Here is a 23,344-nt window from a genome sequence, read left to right as displayed (position 1 = left end):
CATCCTGTTTCAACACAGATTGTCTTTCAACCGCCTGCTAAGCTAATATCTCGCTATATTGCGTGCAGAGTGGCCGACCATGATCTCAGAATTCTCCGGCAACATCGCCAATGCTTACGACCTCACCGTTATCGGTGGTGGCATCAATGGTGTCGCTGTGGCATCAGAGGCAGCCAGCCGTGGGCTCTCCACCCTGTTGGTGCATAGTCGCGATCTGGCTTCTGGCGCCTCAGCTCCACCCGTCAGCCTAGCGGCCCACAATCTACAAGCACTCTCTGCTCTCGACCTGTTTCAGCTCACCAACCAGTTGGACGAAATTAAACACCTCCAACAGGTTGCACCTCACCTGATTGACTTGTTGCCGGTACAGCAACTCAATGGCGAAATGGCCAACCACGAGCGTCCCCGGCTGGTACAACGCATTTTCAAACACTTGCGCAATCGAAGTTTATCTGCGAGCACTAGTTCGTCCAGTGCAGGCTATAACATAGTTGCTCGAATTAAACCCGCACGCATGGTCATCAGCCTCGCGCTGGAAGCCCAACACCATGGAGCGAACATCGTCACCTACCATCGTGTTCAGAGCGCAGAACGGTATGAAAAACATTGGGGGCTGACATTAGAGAGCAGCCAAAGCGCCTCGCGTACTTATCATGTAAACAGCCGTTGGATCGTCAATTGCAGTGGATGGCTGGCCAACGATGTGCTGGAACAAGTGCTAAAAGTACAAACCCGTGCAAAAGCAACCGCCGAATTTCGCACCCAATTCTTTTTCCGCAACCCATTAAAACACGACCCGGCTGCTCGAAAAATTTTTAAAATTCGTGGCAATAGACTTGATTTTCATGTGTACCACGCCACTGACGACATTCTCGCTTTTGGCCCGCTGAAGTGCGACCAGGAGGGCTACGCGGAGTGTATCGATATACAACAGGAATTTCTCGAAGCCTGGAATAACAGCCCAGAGTTAGAGCAGCACGCACGCAAGCTCACGGGGGAAGATATCCTCTACAAACGCCGGGGCAATATTGCGCTTATTCACGACCCCTGTGGTAATGACGACACGCCGCTCACCGTACCACTGCTGGATATCGACAACCCTGGCAGTAAAGCTGTATTGATGAATATTTTTGGTGCCGAGCCCATTCTCGCCCAAAAAACCGCACGTCAGGCATTGGATGCACTCCAGGTATTCACCGGAAAAAAAGCCCACAGCGAGCGCAGAAAACGCGCCTTGCCAGGTGGAGATATTCCAACATCAAGCATGACGGACTTTTTGGTACAGCTTTCTACTGCGCACCCTCTACTCCCCGTAAAATTGGTGCACCGTCTCGCGCGCAACTACGGGCAACTCGCCACGCGCATTCTGCAAGGCGTAGCCTCCGAGCAGGACCTGGGAATCCATTTCGGCAATATGCTCTACGAGCGGGAGGTGGAGTATTTGGTAGAAAATGAATGGGCACGCTGCGCCGAAGACATACTCGCCCGACGCACCTTTATTTATTTGAGTTCGGATAAAAAAATACTGCTGCGGCTATCGGAGTGGTTTGCAGAGCGCAGGAATAAAAAACAGGATTCAGCAACTAAAAGCGCAGAACAATAAATCGGTTTAACCGCAGCTGTAACGCCGGATGTCAAAATCACAACCCACTCAATCTCCAGTGTTGGCAGCACCCTCACACATAGCTTACGCTCCCGGCGGCGTTTTTTAGCGATGGCTAAAAGCTGTACTGCATATCGAAATAAAACTTCGAGCCTTTTTCTGTATCTTCCTCGTTCACATCAAAAGAGGCCTCGTACTTCGCAACAATCCCCTTCGCGAAACTCATGTTAAAGCGCATTTTTTGAATGTTGAGTTTTAAACCAAAACCCGCGTCGGCATAACTACCGCGCACACCCTCGTCAGAATCCGCTTGCAGGGGATATTTATAAGAGTAGGCCATATCAGTAAATAAGTAAGGCTGGAGCACGTCACTCAACTTTCGTCCGAACAGACTCAATTTGTCGCCGCCAAACCCATCGAACTGCCAGTCAGCACCAAGATATACGCCATAGTCGCCGAAAAAACGGTTAACTGCGTACGCCCGCGATTTTGTTGGCCCACCAATCCCGAACTGTACCGACGAAGCCAGAGATTTTTCGGAGTATTGCCCCGAGGAGCGCACCAGAATACGACTTTCTTTTTCGGTAAATGGCAGTGGCAAAAAGGTGAGTAACGAATAGTCATAGGCAAAGATATAAGCCGCTTCATCGCCACCTTCTTGTTGCGCGAACGAGCCATCAACCGCCTTCATTTCTTTAAGTGTAAAAGCCGCTTGATGCAGCCGACGCGCACGCTCATTAATAGTGTCGAATGAATAAGTTAATGCTGTTATTTTTAACGTGTCTTCCAGATAACTTTGCTGTTCTGCAAGCCCGTACTGCGAACTGACCCGGGACCCGTTAAGATCAATGGCGTGGTTAGAAACCCGGCTGCGTTTTATTTTGTAAGTAATCCCAAAGTCGGTTACCAGGCTCTCCCCCGCGTAAGACGTGGTTGTTTGTGACTGCTGGTTGGAATTGCCGGTATTAACGGTTTGGTCAAGGGTAAATTCGTTGGTAGATGCGCCCGCATAGAGTTTGATGCGTGGGTGCAAAATATTCGTTTGATAACGAATCTGGCCAAAATTGGAATTGTCCGGCTCGAAAGATGCCAGCAAACCCAGTTGTAATTGATCCGCCAGGCCGAACGGGCTGTGTAGAAAAAAGTCCGAATAGAGGCGGTATTTACCGCTACCTTCCGCACCGTGATTGTCCAAACGCACGTTGCTGTCGAACCATTTCTCGTTGACGACGTTCACATTGAGCTTGGTATCGCCAACCTGAGAACCGGGCTCGAAATATCCCCTCGAGCTGATACCCGGGTAATCGTTAACAAGATATAGTCGCTCTTCAATACCTTTTGCGGTAACCGGCTTACCCAAGGCACTCTTGAACACCCGGCCGATAATCCAATCCGAGTGACGCTTGTTTTCATTGACGGATACTTCGCCCAACTCACCGAGTAACAGCGTTAAGGTCACAACGCCATCGCGCACATGTTGCTCAGGAATATAGGCTTTGGCCAGAATAAAACCCGCCTCCCGGTAGTAACGGGTAATCACATCGGCAACAGACTCGATCATTCCCAGCGTAACACCGCGATTACGCCGCTGTTCCCGAATCAAAAACACCAACCGCTGAACTTCTACCGCAGTAACATGCTCGCCCTTGGTATCCTCTTCGATTTCCGCCAGCAAGTCAGAAACTTCGCTGACTTCGTCCACGGTGTAACCGGACTCCAGCAGTTCTCCTTCTTGCATGAGGTCAAAGCGAATTTGTTCCACCCGTTTAATCAGCGCTTCTCGCGTCAGACCGAGTTCTGGGTATTCAACGATACCCTGCACACGAAATTCTTTGACATTGAGGCGAGGGCCACCCATTGGATCAGGATCGCGTTCACGCACATTGGGGATGTCGAGATCCAAACGCATGGTTTTTTCTTCGTATTCCGGCACCTCTTGCGTATCCGGTAGTTCCAAAAACCCTGCATTCGCGAAAGTAGTTACACAAAGCGTAGCGACCAAGCCAAAACGACCGAAGCCGACCATTAATTCCTTAACCATATTTTACTTATTCACTCCATTTAGTCCCGCGCGGCTCCGCCGCAGACGGGACTCCCCCCAAACACGACAAATTACATCAGATTTTTTAGCGTTTATTTACTATGTATTCGCTTAGTTGGCTTGCGCCAGTTCTTCAAGCTCGTCCTCGTACAATTGATCGTTCGGTAAGCGGATGGATACATCATCGAAGAAATAGTTACTTACCGAAGTAAAGATTGCAGGATCAACTTCAACCAGCTCTTCAACTTCCACAAGCTGCTCACCACCATTGTTATTTAAATCAAAAATACTGGGGCGGCGGTTGGAGAAATCGTCCACAAACTCAGGCGCTATGCCATTATAGTAACTGCGTCCGTAGCTGATTCCCGCATTTAATTCACTATCAATGGTTAAGCGATTTTTCACGTAATAGACTAGCTTTCTGAACTGATCGCCATATTGCATCGCAAGAAGAGTCGCATTCTCTGCAACAATATCGGGTTCACTGGTTTTGAAATCGCCCAACGCCAGAATACTGCCATTGACTGCAAACAAATTAAGATCGCCAATATCATAATTCGCATTGCTCACACCACCCGCATCGTTGGCGTCCTCGGCGTCAACATAGGGCAACGCAGGAGAGTTATCCAAAACTATATCTCCCGCTAGTACTGCTAGCGTAATGTCACCGTTATTACCCAAATGTTCGACAACCAGAGAGCCTTCGTTCACCACGCTTACATTTGTATCACGCGCTGTATTGCTTAAGTGCAGAGTTTCCACATTGGTCTGGAAGTCCCCGCCTATCAGGCCATTTTCACGCTGCTCGCCAACACCACTGGTCGAGGCGATCACCAGGCGTTTACCGGATACAGTTGCCTGAGAGGTCGAATCCATCACCCCACCACCAGCGGTGAGCGTAATATCGCCTTCGCTCGCCGTAATGGTCGACGTTGAAATATCGCCACCAGCGGTGAGAGCAATTGCCTGCGTGCCGCCAGCCACAAACTCGCCAGTTTGCGCCATGACAATATTGCCCGCTGCATTGGCGATAATTTCCCCGGTAGGAGCAACGCGCGCACGGATGTCGATATTCCCTTCGGAGGAGTTCAGCTCAAGATTTCCGTTAATATTTGCCAGGTCGCCCTGCACCACAACGGCAGCGTCACCGCTCAATGCTGCACCACCGCTACCGGACTGAATACCGCTACCCGTGGTTAATGTACCCCCTGAATTAATCACCAACTGATTACCGGCTTTCAGTGACTGCACATCGGCATCACCACTACTGGTTATTTGCACGTCGCCACTGGCGGAACTCATACTGCCATTTGCGTTGACTACTAATGAGCCGGATTCGACAGTAACACCTTGCGCACCTGCCAATTCTCCAGCCTGCGTGTAATCACCGCCCGCGGTAACCGTTACCCGGTTCGCCGCAACGCCCAGTAACGCCAGATCGCCAGCAACATCAAACTCCAGGGTTCCTGCAACGCTGGTAGTTGCCGTGCCACTCATCCGCAGCCCGCCATTAGTTGTGAATCGAGCATCGCCAGACACAGCAATCGCCCCACTTTGATTGAATTCCGTTTCGGCTGCGACCTCCAGGTTACCGCTGCTGTTTATTGCGGCGTCTTGTAAGACGGTGTTACCGCTCAAACGCACATCACCGCCTGAATGCGTTTGAATAATCGCCTGCTGTAGCAAGGTACCCGCGCCAGAGTCTATGTCGATACTATTCGCGGTTAATTGCGAACTCACCGTTACGCCGTTTGCACTAAGCAATAAGGTATTTTGAGCGTCCAGCTGGCCGTTAATTGCCGCCGCATTGGTCCCGGCATCCATTGTGAGATTTGCGCCTTCCACATTGCCTAAAACCTGCAACCCGTTCGAGGTAGTCGCAACATTGCCACTCGCATTCAGCGACGCAAGTGTTAACACACCTTTATCTAAAAGCGTTACATCACCCGCTTGTAATACGCTGACATTACCAAGACTGTTGTCAGCATGGGTGAAGGCAAGATTCCCACTCGCACTGAGTTCGAGTGTATCGTCAACCACAACCGAGCCAGAGGCTGTGACATTACCCTGCGCAGTAACCACGGCGTGCTGCGCGGTTAGGCCTGCAATATTTAAGCGACTTACACTGTTAACAGTGACATCATCGGCAGCAGCGAGCGTGATCTCGCCAGCAAAGCTATTGTTGTTATCCAGGCTAATACTGCCACCCGCAGAAACAAGTCGCAGCTCGCTGCTTTCACCTTGTGTGGTCAGGCTGGCGTTATCGAAAATATTTCCAGCGGCAATAATATCGACCAAACCTGAGGTTGATAATTCGTTAATACCCAGCTGATTGGCTTCCGCAAGGAAAACAGGATTCGTACCAGCCGACACCAGCAACTGATTAATGTCGGTATGCACACGATTGCTCGCATCACCCACGGCGCCAGTGCCGTCCAGCAGCAGACTGTCGGCGCGCAGTACAGAGCCTGCTTCAGCAATAACAGCCGCGTTTTCGATGGTTAATCGGCCCGGCAGAACCACTGTTCCACTTAAAGTGACTGTGTCGTTAGCATCAGCGGCGACGAGCAGCGATTGCTTGCCGCTGTAGTTCAACGTTGGGCTGCCCGCCATTTCCACGGCGGAGTTACGCAGTACCAGGTCGTCCGCGTTGGTCGTGTCGTTTACCGTTAAACTCGCCGCAACCACGGTGTCGTTGAGTGTTTCGGTTTCGCTAAACAGCGCGCTGTATTGGGTACCGTCTTTCGAATTGGCGTACACCAGCTGACTCACGCCGGGTTCCAATGTTTCAGGGGTGAAACTGACTCGAGTATCTTCATTACCGCCGCTGACCAGCAGGCTATCATTACCTGCACCACCTAAGAAACGCACACTGCCGTTGGTGACTTCGCCCAGTGCGAGTTCGAGCCTGTCATCGCCCTGCCCCGCCTGAATACTGCCGGTTACCGCTCCGCCAGCTGCAACCTGATAGGTATCCGCAAGTGCGCCGCCGACCAACTGGTTAAAGCCTGCGAACGCAACGAGCGTATTCAAGGTGCCAATGTTTTCACCGCTAATCGACCAGTTATTTACACGCGTTTCTGCACGCAGGGTGCTGTTGCTGTTATTGCCGCGGAAAAATTCGATATTGCGCATGCCCGTGTCACCACCGAGCTGCACATCTACCACTGCCAGCGCGCTCAAATCTGCACTGTCGCGACCACTCGCCGTGTGCGCACCACCGTCGATGTAGCCAGTTAATTCGCCACTACCGCTGGCCGATGTGGTAAACACAAAGCTATCGTCGGCGGCACCGCCAATCAAATTGGCGAAGTCGGTAAACTGAGTAGAAGAATTAATGCGGCCCTGGTTGGTGCCAGTAATTTGCCAGTTGTTGGTTTGGTCGCCCGCGCGCAAACTGGATACCTGGCCGCTGACCTGGCTACCCATAAGGGTTTCCACCGCCAGCGCAGACACATCCGCACTAGCGTCTACACTCTGCGCTCTATTGCTTAACAAGGTAACAAACAATTCGCTCCCAGCCTTACTGGCAGCGGTTAGATCCAGCGTATCGATTCCTTCACCACCGACAACAATACCGCTAATGCGGCCGTCTCCGACAAAAGTAAAAGTGTCTGCCCCGGTATTACCTACAAGGTTGGAAAAGCCATTAAACACAACAGTTTTAGCGCTGCCGTCCGCCTGGGACTGATTGAGCTCACCCGCATTGTTCGAAGTAACCCGCCAAACATTGGCTCGTGTGTCGCCAACCAGGGTGTTGTTAAACGACCTGTTCGCCTGTAACTCTTCAATATTAGTTACCCGGAACTCAACATTTTCACCTGCGGGAAGCTGATTACCAATGCCGACTGCCAGATCCCGGTTGAGCGATTGCAGGTCGACACTGTCTTGCGCCTGCGCGGTATTGGCTCCGCCATCAATAATTCCACTCAGCTTACCTGCGCCACTAAAGACGAACTGATCAGCCAGACCACCACCAACAAGGTTATCAATACCGCTAAAATTAAATGTACCGTTCACACTACCAGCCGCATCACCGGTAGTGCTCCAGTTATTATTTTGCGCTTGGAGACCAATCAGTGTATCGCTGCCGCCATCGGCTGCAGTAACCCGGTTGAATCCGAGCAGGTGGGTCGAATTATTATTCGAGAAATCCGCTTCACTCGCGGCCAAAGTAAAGGACTGGCTGGTGGCTGCTGCTGCGGAGGACAAGCTATTAACCCCGGCTCCGCCGTTAATACCGCCAGTAATCGCACCTGCGCCGGTAATCACAAAATGATCGGCGTTGGCAAGGCCAATAAGCGTATCGAAATTTTCAAACTGATAACTTTGGCCACCGCGTTCAAAGCTTCCATCGTTGACACCGGTGATGGTCCAGGTACTGTCTTCGCCGTCGTTCGTTCCGCTGGCGCCGATCAGGATACGGCGGTAGCGCGCTTCCACACCATCCCGATAACCTGTCACGCCTTCAATGTCGGTAATACCGCCATCGCTGTTGCCTAAGGTAATCGTTTTATCAGCGTTCACCAGGGAATAATCGATAGAGTCAAACGCTGCCCCACTGCCGCCATCAATGCGACCGTCGATCAAGCTGTTGTTTTCGCCAGCAACAGTAAACGCATCCTTTCCTTCACCACCTTGAATATTCTGAAAGCCAACAAAGCGCGTGGACGTGGTCGCATTAGTCAGAAGCCCACTGTTTTTTGCATCTATCAGCCAGGCGTTATCCTGGTTTCCACTTTTAATCGTATCGCGCTCGGCTTCAGTGACGCTGGCCGTTACGCGGATAAGTTCGACATCGGTAAAACTCAAGGTTGTGCCAATTGAACGCGCAGTTTCCTCAGTAAAGGTGTGCGCCCCAGCCAAGGCGCGCGCATCGATTGAATCGCCAAACACATCGGCGCTGCTATTGCTGTAATCGGGATTGTCCGGATCGGCGAACACGGCGCGTTCACCGCCGCCATTGATAACGCCGGCAAGGCTGCCCGATTGCGAGAACACAAATCGGTCGTTACCGAACCCACCAGTAAGACTCTCGACGCCGACAAAATCAATGGCGTTCACCCCAGAGTCCGTGGAGTAGTCGCCGCTATTCGTACCGGTAATTTGCCACACACTAATGGGTTGGCCTGTGGCGTCGGCAGCAATATCCGCTCCGATAAATTTATCGCCAAGTGCACCGTCTGCGCCGCCGTCGACACTAAAGCTCAGGCCGCCGGTCGTGACCCGAATAACGTCATCACCGGCCCCGGTTGCGATACCGTCCTGAATCACAACGCTGGTGGTAACCTGGTCATTGCCGCCGTTAGTCACAATGCGACGCATTGCTCGATCAACAATAACAGTATCTGCACCGTCGCCGGTCACAAAACTTTCGATACTACTGAATGTCACTGTGCCGCTGCCGTCAACCACCGTTTGTGCCGCATCGGTATTCGTCCAAACGCCACCCGCGTTGTGAGTGGCTGTAAGCGTATCGCTGTCCGCACCACCAGTGATTGCGAAAGACAAGCCGTTGCGCGCAAGGGTGAAGTTATTGGCCCCATCGCCACCGTCCACGCCACCAGAAATAGCCGCATTAAACAGGAAGCTATCAGCAAGACCGCCGGATGTGATGGATTCGATTCCATTAAAACCCACTGCGCCGCTACCAGCCGAGGCGTCGTTATTGGTAACGGTTCCCGTACCGGTGGAGGTAATAACCCAGGCATTCGAATCGCCGGTTGCCATGGCAAAGGTAAACGCATCGACATCGTCACCACCGTCGATATTAAATCCGGTAGTAGTAACGCTAAAGCTATCGTTGCCGCTACCGCCGAATACACCGCCCACCACACTGCTGGCGAGAGTGAACACATCGTTGCCACCCAGACCACTCACACTACCAGCGAGGCTCGCGCGAATATCGAAGGTATCGGCTTGCGCACCACCAGTTAAAGATTCAAATCCGCTAAAAACAATTGAACCGCTCGCGCCATTGGTCAAGCGGTTATTACCCGCCGCGGCCACACTCCAATTATTTAACGTGTTGTAGCCCACCAGTCGGTCTAATTCTGTATCAGTATCACCACCGTCAATTGACATGGTGAGATTGTCTGCAGTTAACGTTGTTGTGTCTGCACCAGCGCCGGTTTTAATACCTCCTTCGATGTTCGCCGCGACCTGAATAACATCGTTGCCCGCACCCGTATTAATCGAGAAGATCGGCGTAGTAATAGTGACGTTGTCCTGACCGGCACCACCGGTCAGAGATTCAATGCCACTGAGCGCTACTTGCGAACCGCCGGCTGTAACCGATGCACCACCGGCAGCGAAACTCCATACGGCATCGTCACTGTGGGAGTTGATGACTTTATCCGTCGCAGTATCAACATCAGAGTTATTAGTTGAGTCGTAGCCGCCGTTTAGAGCGAACGCGAGTCCGCTGCGACCTAAGGTAAACTCATCGGCACCACCGCGACCGTAAAACTGCCCGTTAAAGGTTGTATCATTAAAGAACACATGATCAGCGCGGTTGCTGCCGTAGAAGGTTTCGAAACCAGAAAGTTGAATGCGATTTATTTGGCCGTCGGTTCCATCATCACGGACCACCCAACCGGTATCGCTAATTTCCCAGTCCGCAGCGCTAAGGTAATCGATAGATAAAACATCGTCGGCACCGCTACCCCCAATCAGCGACATGTCTGACAACGACGAGCCGACAGAGAATGTGTCGCTTCCCGCACCACCATTTACTTCGCCTGTAACATAGGCATTTAACACAAAAGCATCTGCCCCGCTGCCTGCGGTCAAAGTTCCATCCAAAGGCGAGTCTATGACAAAGCGATTAGCACCGTCGCCACCATCAAGATGCATGGCAATCGTGGCATTTGCTTGCGAGAAAACAGAAAATTCATCTACTCCGTTGCCACCTTTTATTTCTTCGATACCGTCGAAACTGAATTCTTTTCCATTAATGTTCGACGCGCCTTTACCGGTTGCAGAAATATTCCAATTTGTCGCTGAGGAATGACCATAGCCCACGATGGTATCGTAGCCGCTATCTCCTAAACTTCCTGATGCGCCATTCCCTTTAATACCTCCAGTCAGAGCGCCGTTCTCAAAAAAGGTGAAAGTATCTGAGACCTCAGAACGACCAACCAGATATTTGTACCCACTGTAGGTCAATCCCAGTTCGGGAATAAATATTGTATTTTCCCCAGTTATCTGCCACTGACTTATATTTCCAGTACCATGCAGCTCAGTTCTCTGATTCTCGTTGCTACTGTCGAACAGCGTCACTTCGACACTCTCAATGGCGAAAGATCCAGCTATATCACCGCTGGCGCCACCGGAATCTCCACCTTGCCCGATGATGACCACGACAGTTTTTGTATACTGGGTTAGATCAAGCGTGTCGGTAAGATTATTGGTTTCTGGAGCGTAGTCACCAGATGGATTTTCGCCATAGATCTTACCGCTTATAGAACCGGCATCAATAAAACGAAATACATCTTTACCCCCGGCACCAATAAGCTCTTCAACACTATCGAAATTTGCGACCATCACCTCGCGAGCATCGCCTTCACCTACGTACAAAGCACCGCCATTTTCCCGGTCAAGTTCCCATGTGTTCAGGCTCGCAGAATTTTCCGCATTGAGAATATCGTGATTGTTATTGGGAGTACTATCTCCACCGAAAATACTCTGAATTTTCCCCTGATCGTAGATGTTAAAAGTATCAGCGTACTCCTGAGCACCATTGAGTTGCTCGATACCGGAAAAGTCAGCGAGCCATCCATCGACGGAACCAGCGCCGTTACCGCGAATTCGCCATACGCTGCCCTGCTCTTTTTTCGAGGTAATAGCGTCAATACCGTTACCAGCTCCCCCCTCGATTTCACCGAGCCAAACGCCATTTCGGTTTGGCCCACCCGTTCGGGTATCGATAAACTCAAAATTGTCATTCAGGCTATTGCCTGCTAATTTGTGAATGTTGCTGAAACTACCCGATAAGCCTGTTAACGAGCCTGCGTTTTCATCAGTAATGGACCAGGTTGCCGCGCCCGCGAGGTCGGTACGACTAACGGTATTTGTACCGCCCGCCCCATCAATATCGCCAGTAAGCGTGCCGCCGTTAAAGGTAAATACATCGTTACCAGCATTGCCCAGTAGGCTATTGAAACCGACAAATTCAAAACCGTTAACCGTACCCTCGTTCTCCGCAATTCCGCCATCGACATCTGCGAGTATCCAGTTAACGGTTTCACCAGCACTGGACGTTGCGGTGAGCTCTTGTGTGCCAGAGCCCACAACCCGCTCCACATTATTCACCAGATCTTGAACAATACTGGAGTTAATATCCAACTGATTATTGGTAAGTTCGTAGGCGGAAACATCGAGGCTGTCGACTACGCTTTCGGCGTCGCCGGCATTAATGGAGAAAAAGTCTAGAGGAACACCATTCGACAAATGGAAGGTATCTGCTGCCGAATTTCGACCTTCCAGATTTTCAATTCCAGTAAAAGTTGTAGATGCCGCAGCGCTGGCAACGGTCGACAAAGAAGTTCCGAGATCCCATCGGGAATCAGTGGTATAACCAAAAATTGTATCGCCCGAAGAGTTAGACAGCCCACCGGAGATCCGCGTACTTGCCACATCGTTATTTAAGTAGAATGTATCGGCGCCGTTTTCACCTAAAATATCCGAGCTGTCGGCTAAGCCGTTATTTACCGTCGCACTAATATAAAAGGTATCGGCACCGGTACCACCGTTGAGGGTGCCATTTATAGCCGCATTGATATTAAAAATATCCGCTCCGCCTCGCGATGCGATATCGCCAGTAAATGCGGAATTAATGGTGAAGGTATCTACCCCGCCGCCATTATCGTACTCGGAGCCGCTTAATTGGTTAACGCCGGTGAAAGTAATATCGATAACACCGGTGGTATTTATTGAACCGCCGCTGGCATCTAACACCCAGTTGGCACCGCCGTTATGGGCAAGTTCCAACGTATTTGTTGTGCCACTGCCACCATCCAGCGACACGCCCGAAACTGACGCATCAACAACCTGGAAAGTATCATTCCCACCACGCCCAAACACGGATTGCACGGCAGCGCCGGAAATCTCAAATAAATCTGCGCCGGAACCAGCATTTATTGTTTCAATGTTTGAGAAAGTAACCTCAGAACCACCGCCCGCACTCGGCGCCAGCGTAGACATAGCACCAGTAAGGGACCAGTTGAGGTCTGTGGCAGCATCCACAGTTAAAGTATCGGCGTTCGACGTGCCGCCATCAATCATGATAGTTAAATCTGCACGCTGCAGAATAAAATCGTCATCTCCTGCGCCGCCTTCTATACGGGCTACAGAATTTTCAGAAAGGGTAAAGGTATCTTTGCCACTGCTACCGCGAACAGTTTCAATACCACTGAAGCTCAGCTCTGTGCTGCCGCCATTGGCCACAGTCGGAGTGGCATCCAGCGTCCAATCCGCCGCGTTACTGTGATTTAACACCAACACATCAGTCCCGTTACCAGAACCCGTATTCGTGTTGCCACTAATGATCGGCGTAAATCCATATTGGACATTAAACGTATCGCTGCCCTCATCGCCAAAAATATGTGTCAGGCTGGCAGAGCCAATATTAAATGTATCTCTGCCAGACGAACCGTGGGCAAACTCCACATTTGCGAAAGACACAGTACCGCCACCAGAGGACGGAGCGACAGTTTCAACCACCTGGCCAGAACCATCAGTCTGCCCGTTGATATTCCAGCTTGCCGAGGTACTGAAATTCAGATCAATATGATCCGCGCCTCCAGTACTGTGGCTGCCACCATCCACAAAAGCGACAACCGAGTTGGAACCTATAACAAACCAGTCATCGCCACCACGGCCGTAAAATGAGCCAACCGTATTCGCGCTGATAGTAAAAGTATCTGCACCGCTGGAGCCGTAAGCCTGTTCCATGCCCGAGAAACGAACATTGCCAACACTATCCCCCTGAGAATCGCCGTTCACTGTCCAGTTGACCGAACCAGTGTCGGTCAACATCAGACTATCAAACGCCCCATCAGGCTGAGAACCGCCAGCTAAAACAGTATTTACGGTAGACAACACGTTAAATACATCAGCACCGCCACCGCCTTCTATGCGTGCAACGCCATCGGCGGTTACAGTGAATGTATCCGTGCCCGCTTGCCCTTCTACAGTTTCGATACCACTGAATGTGACTGTGGCAGACTCATTTGTCACCGTGGAAACGCCAGCAATATTCCATTGCGCATCACCATCGTGCGCAAGTGCAATAACATCTGTGCCGGAAGATGATGTTGTGCTGGTATCGCCATATATCCGCAGGCCAACATCTGCAGCCACGTTAAAACGATCACTGCCAGAACCACCGCTGAGCGCGCCATCCAGTGCACCGGCCGCGGTCACAGTAAGCGTGTCATTTCCACCGGCTGCATCTACGTTGCCGAACCCACTGAAAAGCGTTGTACCAATCGAACCTGCGTTGTGACCACTGATAGATATAGTGTCCGCACTATCCGATCCATAAATGGTACTGGTCGCAGCGTTTGCCCCGCCTTGAATTTCCTCGATATTGAGCAGCCCAGAGTTGCCAACCGTTACATTTAACTCACCAGCAACGCCGGCATAGCTGGCAATATCGTTAATCGTGTCTGACGGACTTTGGGTGCCGCCATCGACAACAATAGACGCATCGGCGATTGAGAATACGAAGGTATCAACAAAATTATCTTCACCCACCAGTTTGTCGATACCAGAAAAGCTGATAGCCGGTAAAGTCGTAGCGTTGCTGCTCAGTTTGCCACTGTCATCACCGGATACCGTCCAGTAGTTAGCTGTTCCTGTAGCTGCATTTATTGTGTCGCTGGCACCTGCAGTATCTGCAATGGAGAAAGAGAGGTTATCGGCATTAATGTTAAAAATATCGCTGCCGGCACCTCCATCTAATTTAGCAACGCTGGACGCAGTGACATTAAACGTGTCCACACCGCTGCCGCCTTGGGCAGATTCCATACCGAGGAATTTCACGCTACCGGCGCGTTCACCGAAAGCATCGCCGTCGATCGTCCAGATGACAAAACCCGTATCAGTGAGGTCGATAAGATCGGAACCGGCTTCGCCCGAAAGCGTAATATCCAACGTAGAAAGCGTATTAAAAATATCATTGCCGCCACCGCCATAAATGGAGTCAACACTTGCAACCGTAATATCGAAAGTGTCGACACCGGAGTTACCGTATACCGTTTCAATATTGGAAAAGTTAACGGTTGCCGTACCGTTTGCAACGGAAGGGGAACTGTCTAGCATCCAAGTTGCCGGGGCGGTGTGCGTGAGTTCGATGGTATCGCCAGTTGGTGTGGCTGTGGTTTGGCCGCCACCAGCAATGGTTATGCTAACGTTTTGTCCAATTTTAAATGCATCATCACCAGCGAGGCCTTCAAGGCTCGTAACGTCTGACGCAGATACCGTGAAGGTATCATCTGCGGAACCACCACGAACAGTTTCAATACCTCTAAAGTTTACCGTTCCTACAGAGCTGTTGACTCCAATGGACCAGCTCAAATCAGTAGAGTCCGCCGCATTAAGAATATCGGTAAAGCCTGAAGCGTCTTCGCCTGCAGTACCACCGTAAATCTGAATATCCGCAAGAGAGGCAACTGTAAATTCGTCACTCCCAGCACCACCACTTAGCGCGCCATCCAGTGCACCGCCCGTGGTCACCGTAATTTTGTCGTTACCACCGGCTGCATCTACGTTGCCGAACCCACTGAAAAGCGTTGCACCAATCGAACCTGCGTTGTGACCACTGATAGATATAGTGTCCGCATTAGCCGACCCAGAAATGGTGCTGGTGGCAGCGTTTGCCCCACCCTGAATTTCCTCAATATTGAGCAACCCAGCGTTGCCAACCGTTACTTTTAACTCACCAGCAACGCCGGCATAGCTGGCGATATCTATAATCGTGTTTGACGGACTTTGGGTGCCGCCATCGACAACGATAGACGCGTTGGCGATTGAGAATACGAAGGTATCAACAAAATTATTCTCACCCACCAGTGTGTCGATACCGGAAAAACTGATAGCCGGTAAAGCCGTAGCGTTGCTGCTCAGCTTGCCGCTATCGTCACCGGATACCGTCCAGTAGTTGGCTGTTCCTGTGGCTGCATTTATTGTGTCGCTGGTACCTGCGTTATCTGCAATGGAGAATGAGAGATTATCCGCATTAATATTAAAAATATCGTTGCCGTCACCACCATCAATGGTGGCGACGGAGGAAGTGGCAATATTAAAGATATCAACGCCATCGCCACCAATCACACTTTCAACACCGGAAAAATCAACACCACCAATGCTGCTCAGCGCAGCGATTGTCCAGCTGACGGCGGCTGAGCCGGTGAGTGTTAACTTGTCGGTATCCGCGGGCGTATCCACAGCGTCAGTGCCGCCATAGAGCGCAACAACCGCCGCCGCATCAACGTTGAATGTATCGCTCCCAGCGCCACCATAGACTGCGCCCGACATTTCGGCAGCACTTTGTAAGGTAATAACATCCGCACCGCTTAGTGCATCCACATAGGCAAAACCGCTGAAATCCAACGCATTAATGTTTCCTGAGTTACGTCCGCTAATCGTAATTGCATCCGCACCTGAGGTTGCAGTGAGGGTGCTAAACAAAGCGCTACTAGCGCCTTCAAATTTTTCGATATTACTGAAGCGTGAGTCACCAATAGAGAATGTAAAGGGGTTGGCCGCATCAGCGGTGACATTGGCGAAGCTGACGATATCTGTAACCGGCCCAGTCTCACTGCCACCGTCCAAATCGATAGCGGCAGTCGCGACAGAAAAAACGAATCGGTCAATCGCGCCCGTTTCGCCGTTGACTGTTTCAATACCACCAAAAGACACGGTCGGTGCGCTGCTGCCGGGCGCACTCAACCCGTTACTTAAGACCCCTTCTGCATCGTTAGTAATTGCCCAATAGTTGCTGGTCCCGGTGGCAGTATTTATAACGTCATGGGTACCTGACGAGTCAGCAATACTAAAATCGAGATTATCCGCATTGATGTTATAAACGTCGTCGCCTTCGCCTCCGTCAAAATCAGAGACACTCGACGCAGAGATGAAAAACGTATCTGTCCTACCACCACCAGAAACGCTTTCGATTCCCGAGAATTCAATCGCCCCCACAGTATTGGTTGCGCCAATGGTCCAACTGACATCCTCATCGACGTTATAGCTGAGCTTATCTTCAGCCCCCCCTGAGCCCATGATTTGAAAGTCCAGATCGGCAGCGGTGATATTAAATTCATCACTGCCATCTCCGCCGTCCACCTTCCCTACGCTGGCGGCTGAAATGTTGAAAGTATCAACACCACTCCCGCCGTTAACACTTTCGATACCGTTAAAAACAACATTGCCTACACTGCTGTCGGTTGCCACGAGAGACCAAGTCACGTCTGCTGTGTCAGTGAGGGTCAGCGTATCCTCGTCCTCTGACGCATCTGCGCCGGGCTTACCACCAAAAATGTCAACAGCCGCCGCAGAATCCGTGTTGAATGTATCGCTGCCACTCCCTCCATAAACCTTGCCCACGAGACTTGCGCCACTATCGATCGTGATTGTGTCGTCACCACCTAGCGCGTCGACATTGCCGAAACCTGAAAAACCCGTGGAACCCACTCTGCCGCTGTTAGTGCCATCAAGTGTAATCGCATCCGCATCATCCGATCCTTGAATAGTGCGGTACAGTGCAGAGGCATCGTCACCCCCATTCAACGTTTCGATACCCACAAGCCCGGTATTGCCGACAGCAATAACCAAGGGTGCGCTTTCACTTACCGCCACATTGGCATAACTCGCCGTATCTTTTACGCCTTCCGAACTCTGGCTACCGCCATCCACGCTCAATGTTGCGTTAGCAAGCGAAAATACAAAAAGATCGGCGATGTTTTCTTCACCCACCAGTGTGTCGATACCCGAAAACGTAATTTTTGGGTCGCCACTCGCTGGGGCGCCTGAACCATCACTCAAGGTTCCGGCGGTTAAATCGGTTATCGCCCAATAGTTGGCCGTGCCGGTGGCGGCGGTTATGGTGTCTTCATCGCCACCGGCATCAGTAATCGAAAGAGTCAGGCCGGAAGTGTTGATGTTGTAGGCGTCTTTGCCGTTACCGCCGTCAATGTTTTTTGTAACGCTGTTTGATGAGATAGCAAAGACATCAACGTTATCCCCACCCTTGAGAGCCTCCATTCCGGAAATAGTGATTAACCTATTTCCATTAGATCCGTCAGTGTTACGTACGTATAGATCACCACCGGTCGCGGTGGTAATGTCCCAATTTGTAGCTGCATCCAGCCCGGTGAATGAATCATTGGTCGAATTGCCAGTAATAGAACCGATGCCCGCAAAGCTAATCGAATCAGTCCCGTATTTAACCTGCCCTTTGCTAATGCCGTCGAGTACCCAGTCGACATCAGCTGAATTTGTAACACTGAGCGTATTTGCTCCCTCGGCGCCATCAATCGCTGCGGCCGAGCCACCATCCGCAATGGAGAAATCATCATTGCCGGCGCCACCGTGTAACGATGAAAACCCGGTAAACAATACGCCGAACGTTTTTGTATCGTCGTCGATTTCGGTCAGCGTTATATCGCCCTGATTAACATCGGTAATATCCCATTGGTTGTGGGTAGCATAGGACGCAACAAGCGTATCACCTTCCCCGCTGCCAACAACATTTTCAATATTATCAGCTTGAATAGTAGCGCCATCAAAAGCCCCACCCAAAGCGACAGTCACATCGCCGAGAGCGGTCGCACTGACGTCTAACTCATCGCCCGCACCGCCCATGCCATTGACATAGGTGACCCCGGTAAAGCTGTCGCCAGAAACAGTGAAATCGTCACTTGTTGTGTCACCACCATACAATTGCTGCACCCCCTCGAAATAAATCGACGTGGAGGCACCTTCTGTCGTCAAGTGAGAGTCGTTAGAATTGTCGGTGGTGGATGTATCGTTTATCGCCCAGGCGTTGTCTTTCCCGGTGTTTGCATAGATCGCGTTTTCACCGCCTGAATCTTTAATAGTAAGCTGGTGACCGTCTGCTTCGACTCGATACGTATCCTTTGCAGTTGCACCTTGCAGGGTTTCGATGTCTTCAAAGCGGGCAATTAGTATGCTATCAGTTGCGGTTTCATCTTCGGAATCGTCGCTGCCGTTACTGTTTACATCGCTGATAAGCTTTCCGAAAAGCGTAGACGTAGGGTCAGTATCGCTCGTTAACAGCCAAATACTGTCAATATTTTTGCCTTCAATTTTGTCCGTCCCGCCACCCCCGGTAATCGTGCCGGAGATGGCGCAGGCGACGTTTTCACCACAGCTTAGAGTGAAAACATCATCTGCATTGCTGCCGGTCAGGTTTTCAATGCCCGCAAAATCTTGGCTATTGAGATTGCCGGAATCCGCGCCGCTAATTTCCCAGTTATTAGTTTCCCCATTACCGCCCGCGGCCTTAAGTTCGTCGATACCTTCGCCACCGTCGAGGGAGATAGTGGGTCCTCCCGCGAGTGTAAAAGTGTCTGCGGCTTTGCCGCCGGTGACGTTTTCTATACCGGTGAAACTTACCTGGCTGCTGGAGCCATTTGGATCGATGATTAATTTATCTTGAGTGCCATCAATGGTCCAATTGTTATCAAGGTCAACAACCGAACCCTGCTCGACTACACCGCCATTGATGGTAAATGTGGTGGCGGTGGTCTCTGCGATAATGGTGTCAAGCCCACCAACATCACCATCACCATCACCATCACCATCACCACCGTATATTGTAAGATCTAGATTGTTGGTACCCAGGTAGAAGGTATCACTCGCGTCGCCCCCAGTCAGTATTTCGATCCCTTCGAAACGACCTACGTGAACGGTCTCGGAAACGCCTTTTTGGTAATCGTCATTTTCATCGATAAAAATCTCGCCATAGCGAATTTCATCGATAGACGTGCCGTCACTATTCAGTACACCCTCAACATTTAACGCCCAGGTGAGGCTATTGTCAGACCCAATGATTTGATCGTCACCCGCTCCACCTTTAATAGAGCCAAGAATTCGCCCGCCTTCCTGAAGGGTGAATACATCTGCGTTGTCGCCACCGACGAGGTTGCCGATATTGGAGAATGTTATTGAAGAGTTAAGGTTCCCGATATTCGAACCAGTAATTAGCCAATTATTTGCGACACCAGCAGATAAAGTAGGGCCGATCAAATGGTGTGTCGACGCCTCGACGGGTATCGCTGCACTCACCTGAACATCCGAACTAAACTCCTGTTTCAGCCCGATTTTGACTTGACCCTCGGCGCCCTGCACGAGAATGGCGACGACTCCTGATAAGCCAGCTTCAGGCGAAGATACACCGTCACTTGTTATAGGTGATATTCCACCACCAAGAAGAAAAAGGTCGTTGTTTAACTCCGTATTAGATGCTCTAATAACAACTTTACCTGCGCCACCTCCGTCTCCAGCAGCATGAACGAGGCTTGAGCTATCACTGTTACCCTGAAACTGCCAATTACCGCCACGCCCCCCATTGGCATAAATTTCATTATTAACGATAGCCTCCCCACCAATAAAAAGCACTTGGCCACCAGCTCCACCATCGGCCCCCTCTACATTACTGTTTAGGATCTCGTAATTTTCCTCAAAACCGCCAGCCCCACCGTTTACCCTTATCGCACCACCTACAAGTATTTTGTCCGTATTTGATGAAATATAGGATTCGCTTCCGCCATCTCTTAATACAATATACCCAAGCCTAACGTCGCCGCCGGCGCCTCCCCGACCGGACTCAGCTAACACAGTTACGCCGTCAAGTAGGGCATAACCCTCCGCTTGACTGATGTACCTTCTGTATACCCAAGCATCTCCATTTTCGTTCAAAACGCTCGTATACAATGTTCCATGCCCAACACCTTTACCACCGTTCGACGTGATCGCCCCGTTCACGCTTATCTGTGAAAAAACTGCTTCCGATGAGTTTTCCACAGGTTTTGCGCCGATAAAAATTGAGCCTCCATCCCCACCCATCGCGGAATATTCGAGCGCTCCAGCACCATTATTTCCGTTGCTAAATCCGTCCCCATCGCCACCAGAAGCGACAATGTCTGCGAGTGTGATACATTCCCCGACACAATTAGAGGCGGAAACTATAATCGCGCCTCCGTCACCGCCGTTTTGCCCCTGCTGAGTCCCAGTCGCGCCAACAGCGGTATCTGGAGCGACCCCCGCTCCACCGACGGACGAAAGCATTTCCGCAACGGAAATTGCGCCCCCGTCAGAACTAAGGTAAATCTCGCCGCCATCTCTCCCCGGACTACCATATTGATAAGAAGCTGCACCGGTAAAAACCTGACCGCTTCCCCCGTCCGAAACTATCTTATTTATATTGATCCCGCCAACTAGCGAGTGTAGTAATACATCTCCGCCAGCACGATTGACTTCACCCGAACTATTGACGTTATGTAAATGAATTCCGCTTCCCTTTATTTGCACGGGAGCGCCGAAGGTTTTAATTTCGCTGCCAACGACAGAATAAAAAACGCCGTTTTGATCGTTACCGTCAATGCCATCGCCATCGTCATCCGCGAAAAATCCATCGCCCGCGACAATGCTCCCACTTCCGCCGATAGCGCTAGCTCCTTCAATAAAATCATAATCCGCAATGAAATTAATTTCCGCCGCGTTAATTTCTAGGCCTGAATTGTTATTGATAATATCGTTGTCGGCGTGAAAATTAATTGTGCCGCCTGGGGTGAGGATATCGGCATCTTCGCCGATTACTATGTTGTTGGCGGCGTTGAAGTTTAGGGAGAGGGTTGACGCAGATCCACCCACAACAGTGGCATCAATATAACCACTGAGATAGATATCGTTGTCTGCAATTAGGGTCAGCAACCTAGCAGAGGTAAGCTGATCTGTAGTGATCAAGTTCGATAGAAAGCGAATATCACCGGCCTCGTCCACACCGTCCGAAGCAGTGTAAATCGTCACATTACTCCCAGCATTATCAGAATCAACTCCCTGCAACGCTTTCAAGAGCATTCCTATATTGATTACCGCACCGCTCTCTGTTGGTCGAAAAACAGCATCACCATCATCGCCAGTCTCAGGATCAACACTACCAGTATCATCACTAATGGTAATATTATAAGGGTCGATCAACCATTCACCCGCGAGCCCCAATGAATTTCTTGCACCAGCCGAGGGGGTACTGGTAATTTCAAACCCCTGCAACCCGGAAGTTTCGATAAAGCCCCCGTTGCCGGAATTCACACCGCTCTGTGCGGCTAAATGACCATAGCTTCGCAATGTGTTGGCCGCGAAAGCAATAATACGACCACCATCACCGTCCGAAGTCGCACTCGCATTAGTAAAGGAGTTACGGCCAATAAAGGTAAACTCGGCATTGCGTACCAACGGGTTCTTTCCGGAGAGATCCCCGCCGATAAGAATATCGCCACCACCGAACGCGCCCTGCGCATTAACTACGGAATTGCCAAACAGACCAACGTTATACCCCAATAGGCGAATCTCACCGGCGATACCGTCACTGCTATTGGCGGAAACAACGGCATTATCGGTAAGCAGGGTGGTGTCACTTGCATGTAGCTCAATATGGCCACCTGCACCGTCGGCATGTACCTCGCCCGAGGAAGTCACATTCTCGCCGACGGCAACAATCGAACCGGCAGCGCCATCGGCACAGGATACAGAAAGCGAGCCGGTATTCACCACATCGCCCCCAGCGCCCCCAGCGCCCCCAGCGCCCAGTGTGAACGAACCATCCTCATGCACCACCACGCTTTTTGCCTGGCCTTCGTGGTTAACCGCTTGCGAGAAAATATCCTCACTGACACTTCCTGTAAGCAGTATCTGCCCGCCATTGGCATCGATACGGCCACTGTTAATCACTGCCGCATCGACACCCAGGTCGCTTTCCAGAGTTTCTTGGCTAACGCGTACCCCCATCAACCCGCTTTGGTCGAAAGTTAATACCGCTTCGTTGCCCGCCGCCAGGTTCACCCGGCCCAAACGGGCTGCAATAAGCCCGTGGTTTTCCACACGCTTGCCCACGAGGCTGACGCTGCCGCCTAAAGCCGCATTTATAAGCCCGTGGTTGACGACTGTACCCTCACTACCGCTGATGCCTTCCAGGGTAAATTCGCCATTGATAAAATCGTCAGTGCGAATATTCAACCCGGAAGCCAGCAGCCCCCCCACATTCACCGACGCCCCTTCGCCAAAAATAATGCCGTGGGGGTTAATTAAAAAGACCTGGCCGTTGGCATCGATCTGACCGTGAATTTGCGAGCCGCGATTACTGAGTATTCGGTTAAGGGAAATGGAAGAGGAAGTGGGCTGAATATACTGAACACGTTCATTGGCGGCCACATCGTAGCTTTGCCAGTCAATGGCCATCCGGTCCGTTTGCTGGGTAATGGTGGTGGTATTCCCCGCGCGGGAAATAGACCCAGTACCGCCAGTAACCGTACCGCCTTCCGGGCCAGCAATCACCGGGCCCGATGCCATTTGTACTGCCAGCGCCAAACAGGAAAGTTTAAATCTCTTTTGTTGGTCCCACGTCTTAATATTCTTCATAGCTCTACTCTTCAACCCTTCTACTCGCCCCCTTC

Annotated in this window: 3 protein-coding genes; 1 reads left to right on the top strand and 2 read right to left on the bottom strand. The window is 51.0% G+C overall.

Annotated elements, in window-relative coordinates; all coding sequences use genetic code 11:
* Positions 1-79: 79 nt before the first annotated feature.
* Positions 80-1,603: an FAD-dependent oxidoreductase gene (locus TERTU_RS07530; protein WP_015820697.1), complete on the top strand. Its 1,524-nt coding sequence runs from the start codon at positions 80-82 to the stop codon at positions 1,601-1,603.
* Between the two features lie 115 nt (positions 1,604-1,718).
* Here the strand turns inward: TERTU_RS07530 and TERTU_RS07525 are convergent, their stop codons facing one another.
* The gene (locus TERTU_RS07525; protein ID WP_018016053.1) at positions 1,719-3,644 is read right to left on the bottom strand and encodes a ShlB/FhaC/HecB family hemolysin secretion/activation protein; all 1,926 of its coding nucleotides are present in this window, start codon (positions 3,642-3,644) and stop codon (positions 1,719-1,721) included.
* Positions 3,645-3,755: 111 nt separating this feature from the next.
* Positions 3,756-23,309, bottom strand: a complete 19,554-nt coding sequence (locus tag TERTU_RS07520) for a filamentous hemagglutinin N-terminal domain-containing protein (RefSeq protein WP_015820159.1) — start codon at positions 23,307-23,309, stop codon at positions 3,756-3,758.
* Positions 23,310-23,344 lie beyond the last annotated feature (35 nt).

Source organism: Teredinibacter turnerae T7901 (assembly GCF_000023025.1).
GTDB lineage: Bacteria > Pseudomonadota > Gammaproteobacteria > Pseudomonadales > Cellvibrionaceae > Teredinibacter > Teredinibacter turnerae_B.
The sequence above is the reverse complement of the archived record's forward strand: the minus strand, read 5'-3'. Positions and strand labels throughout refer to the sequence as shown.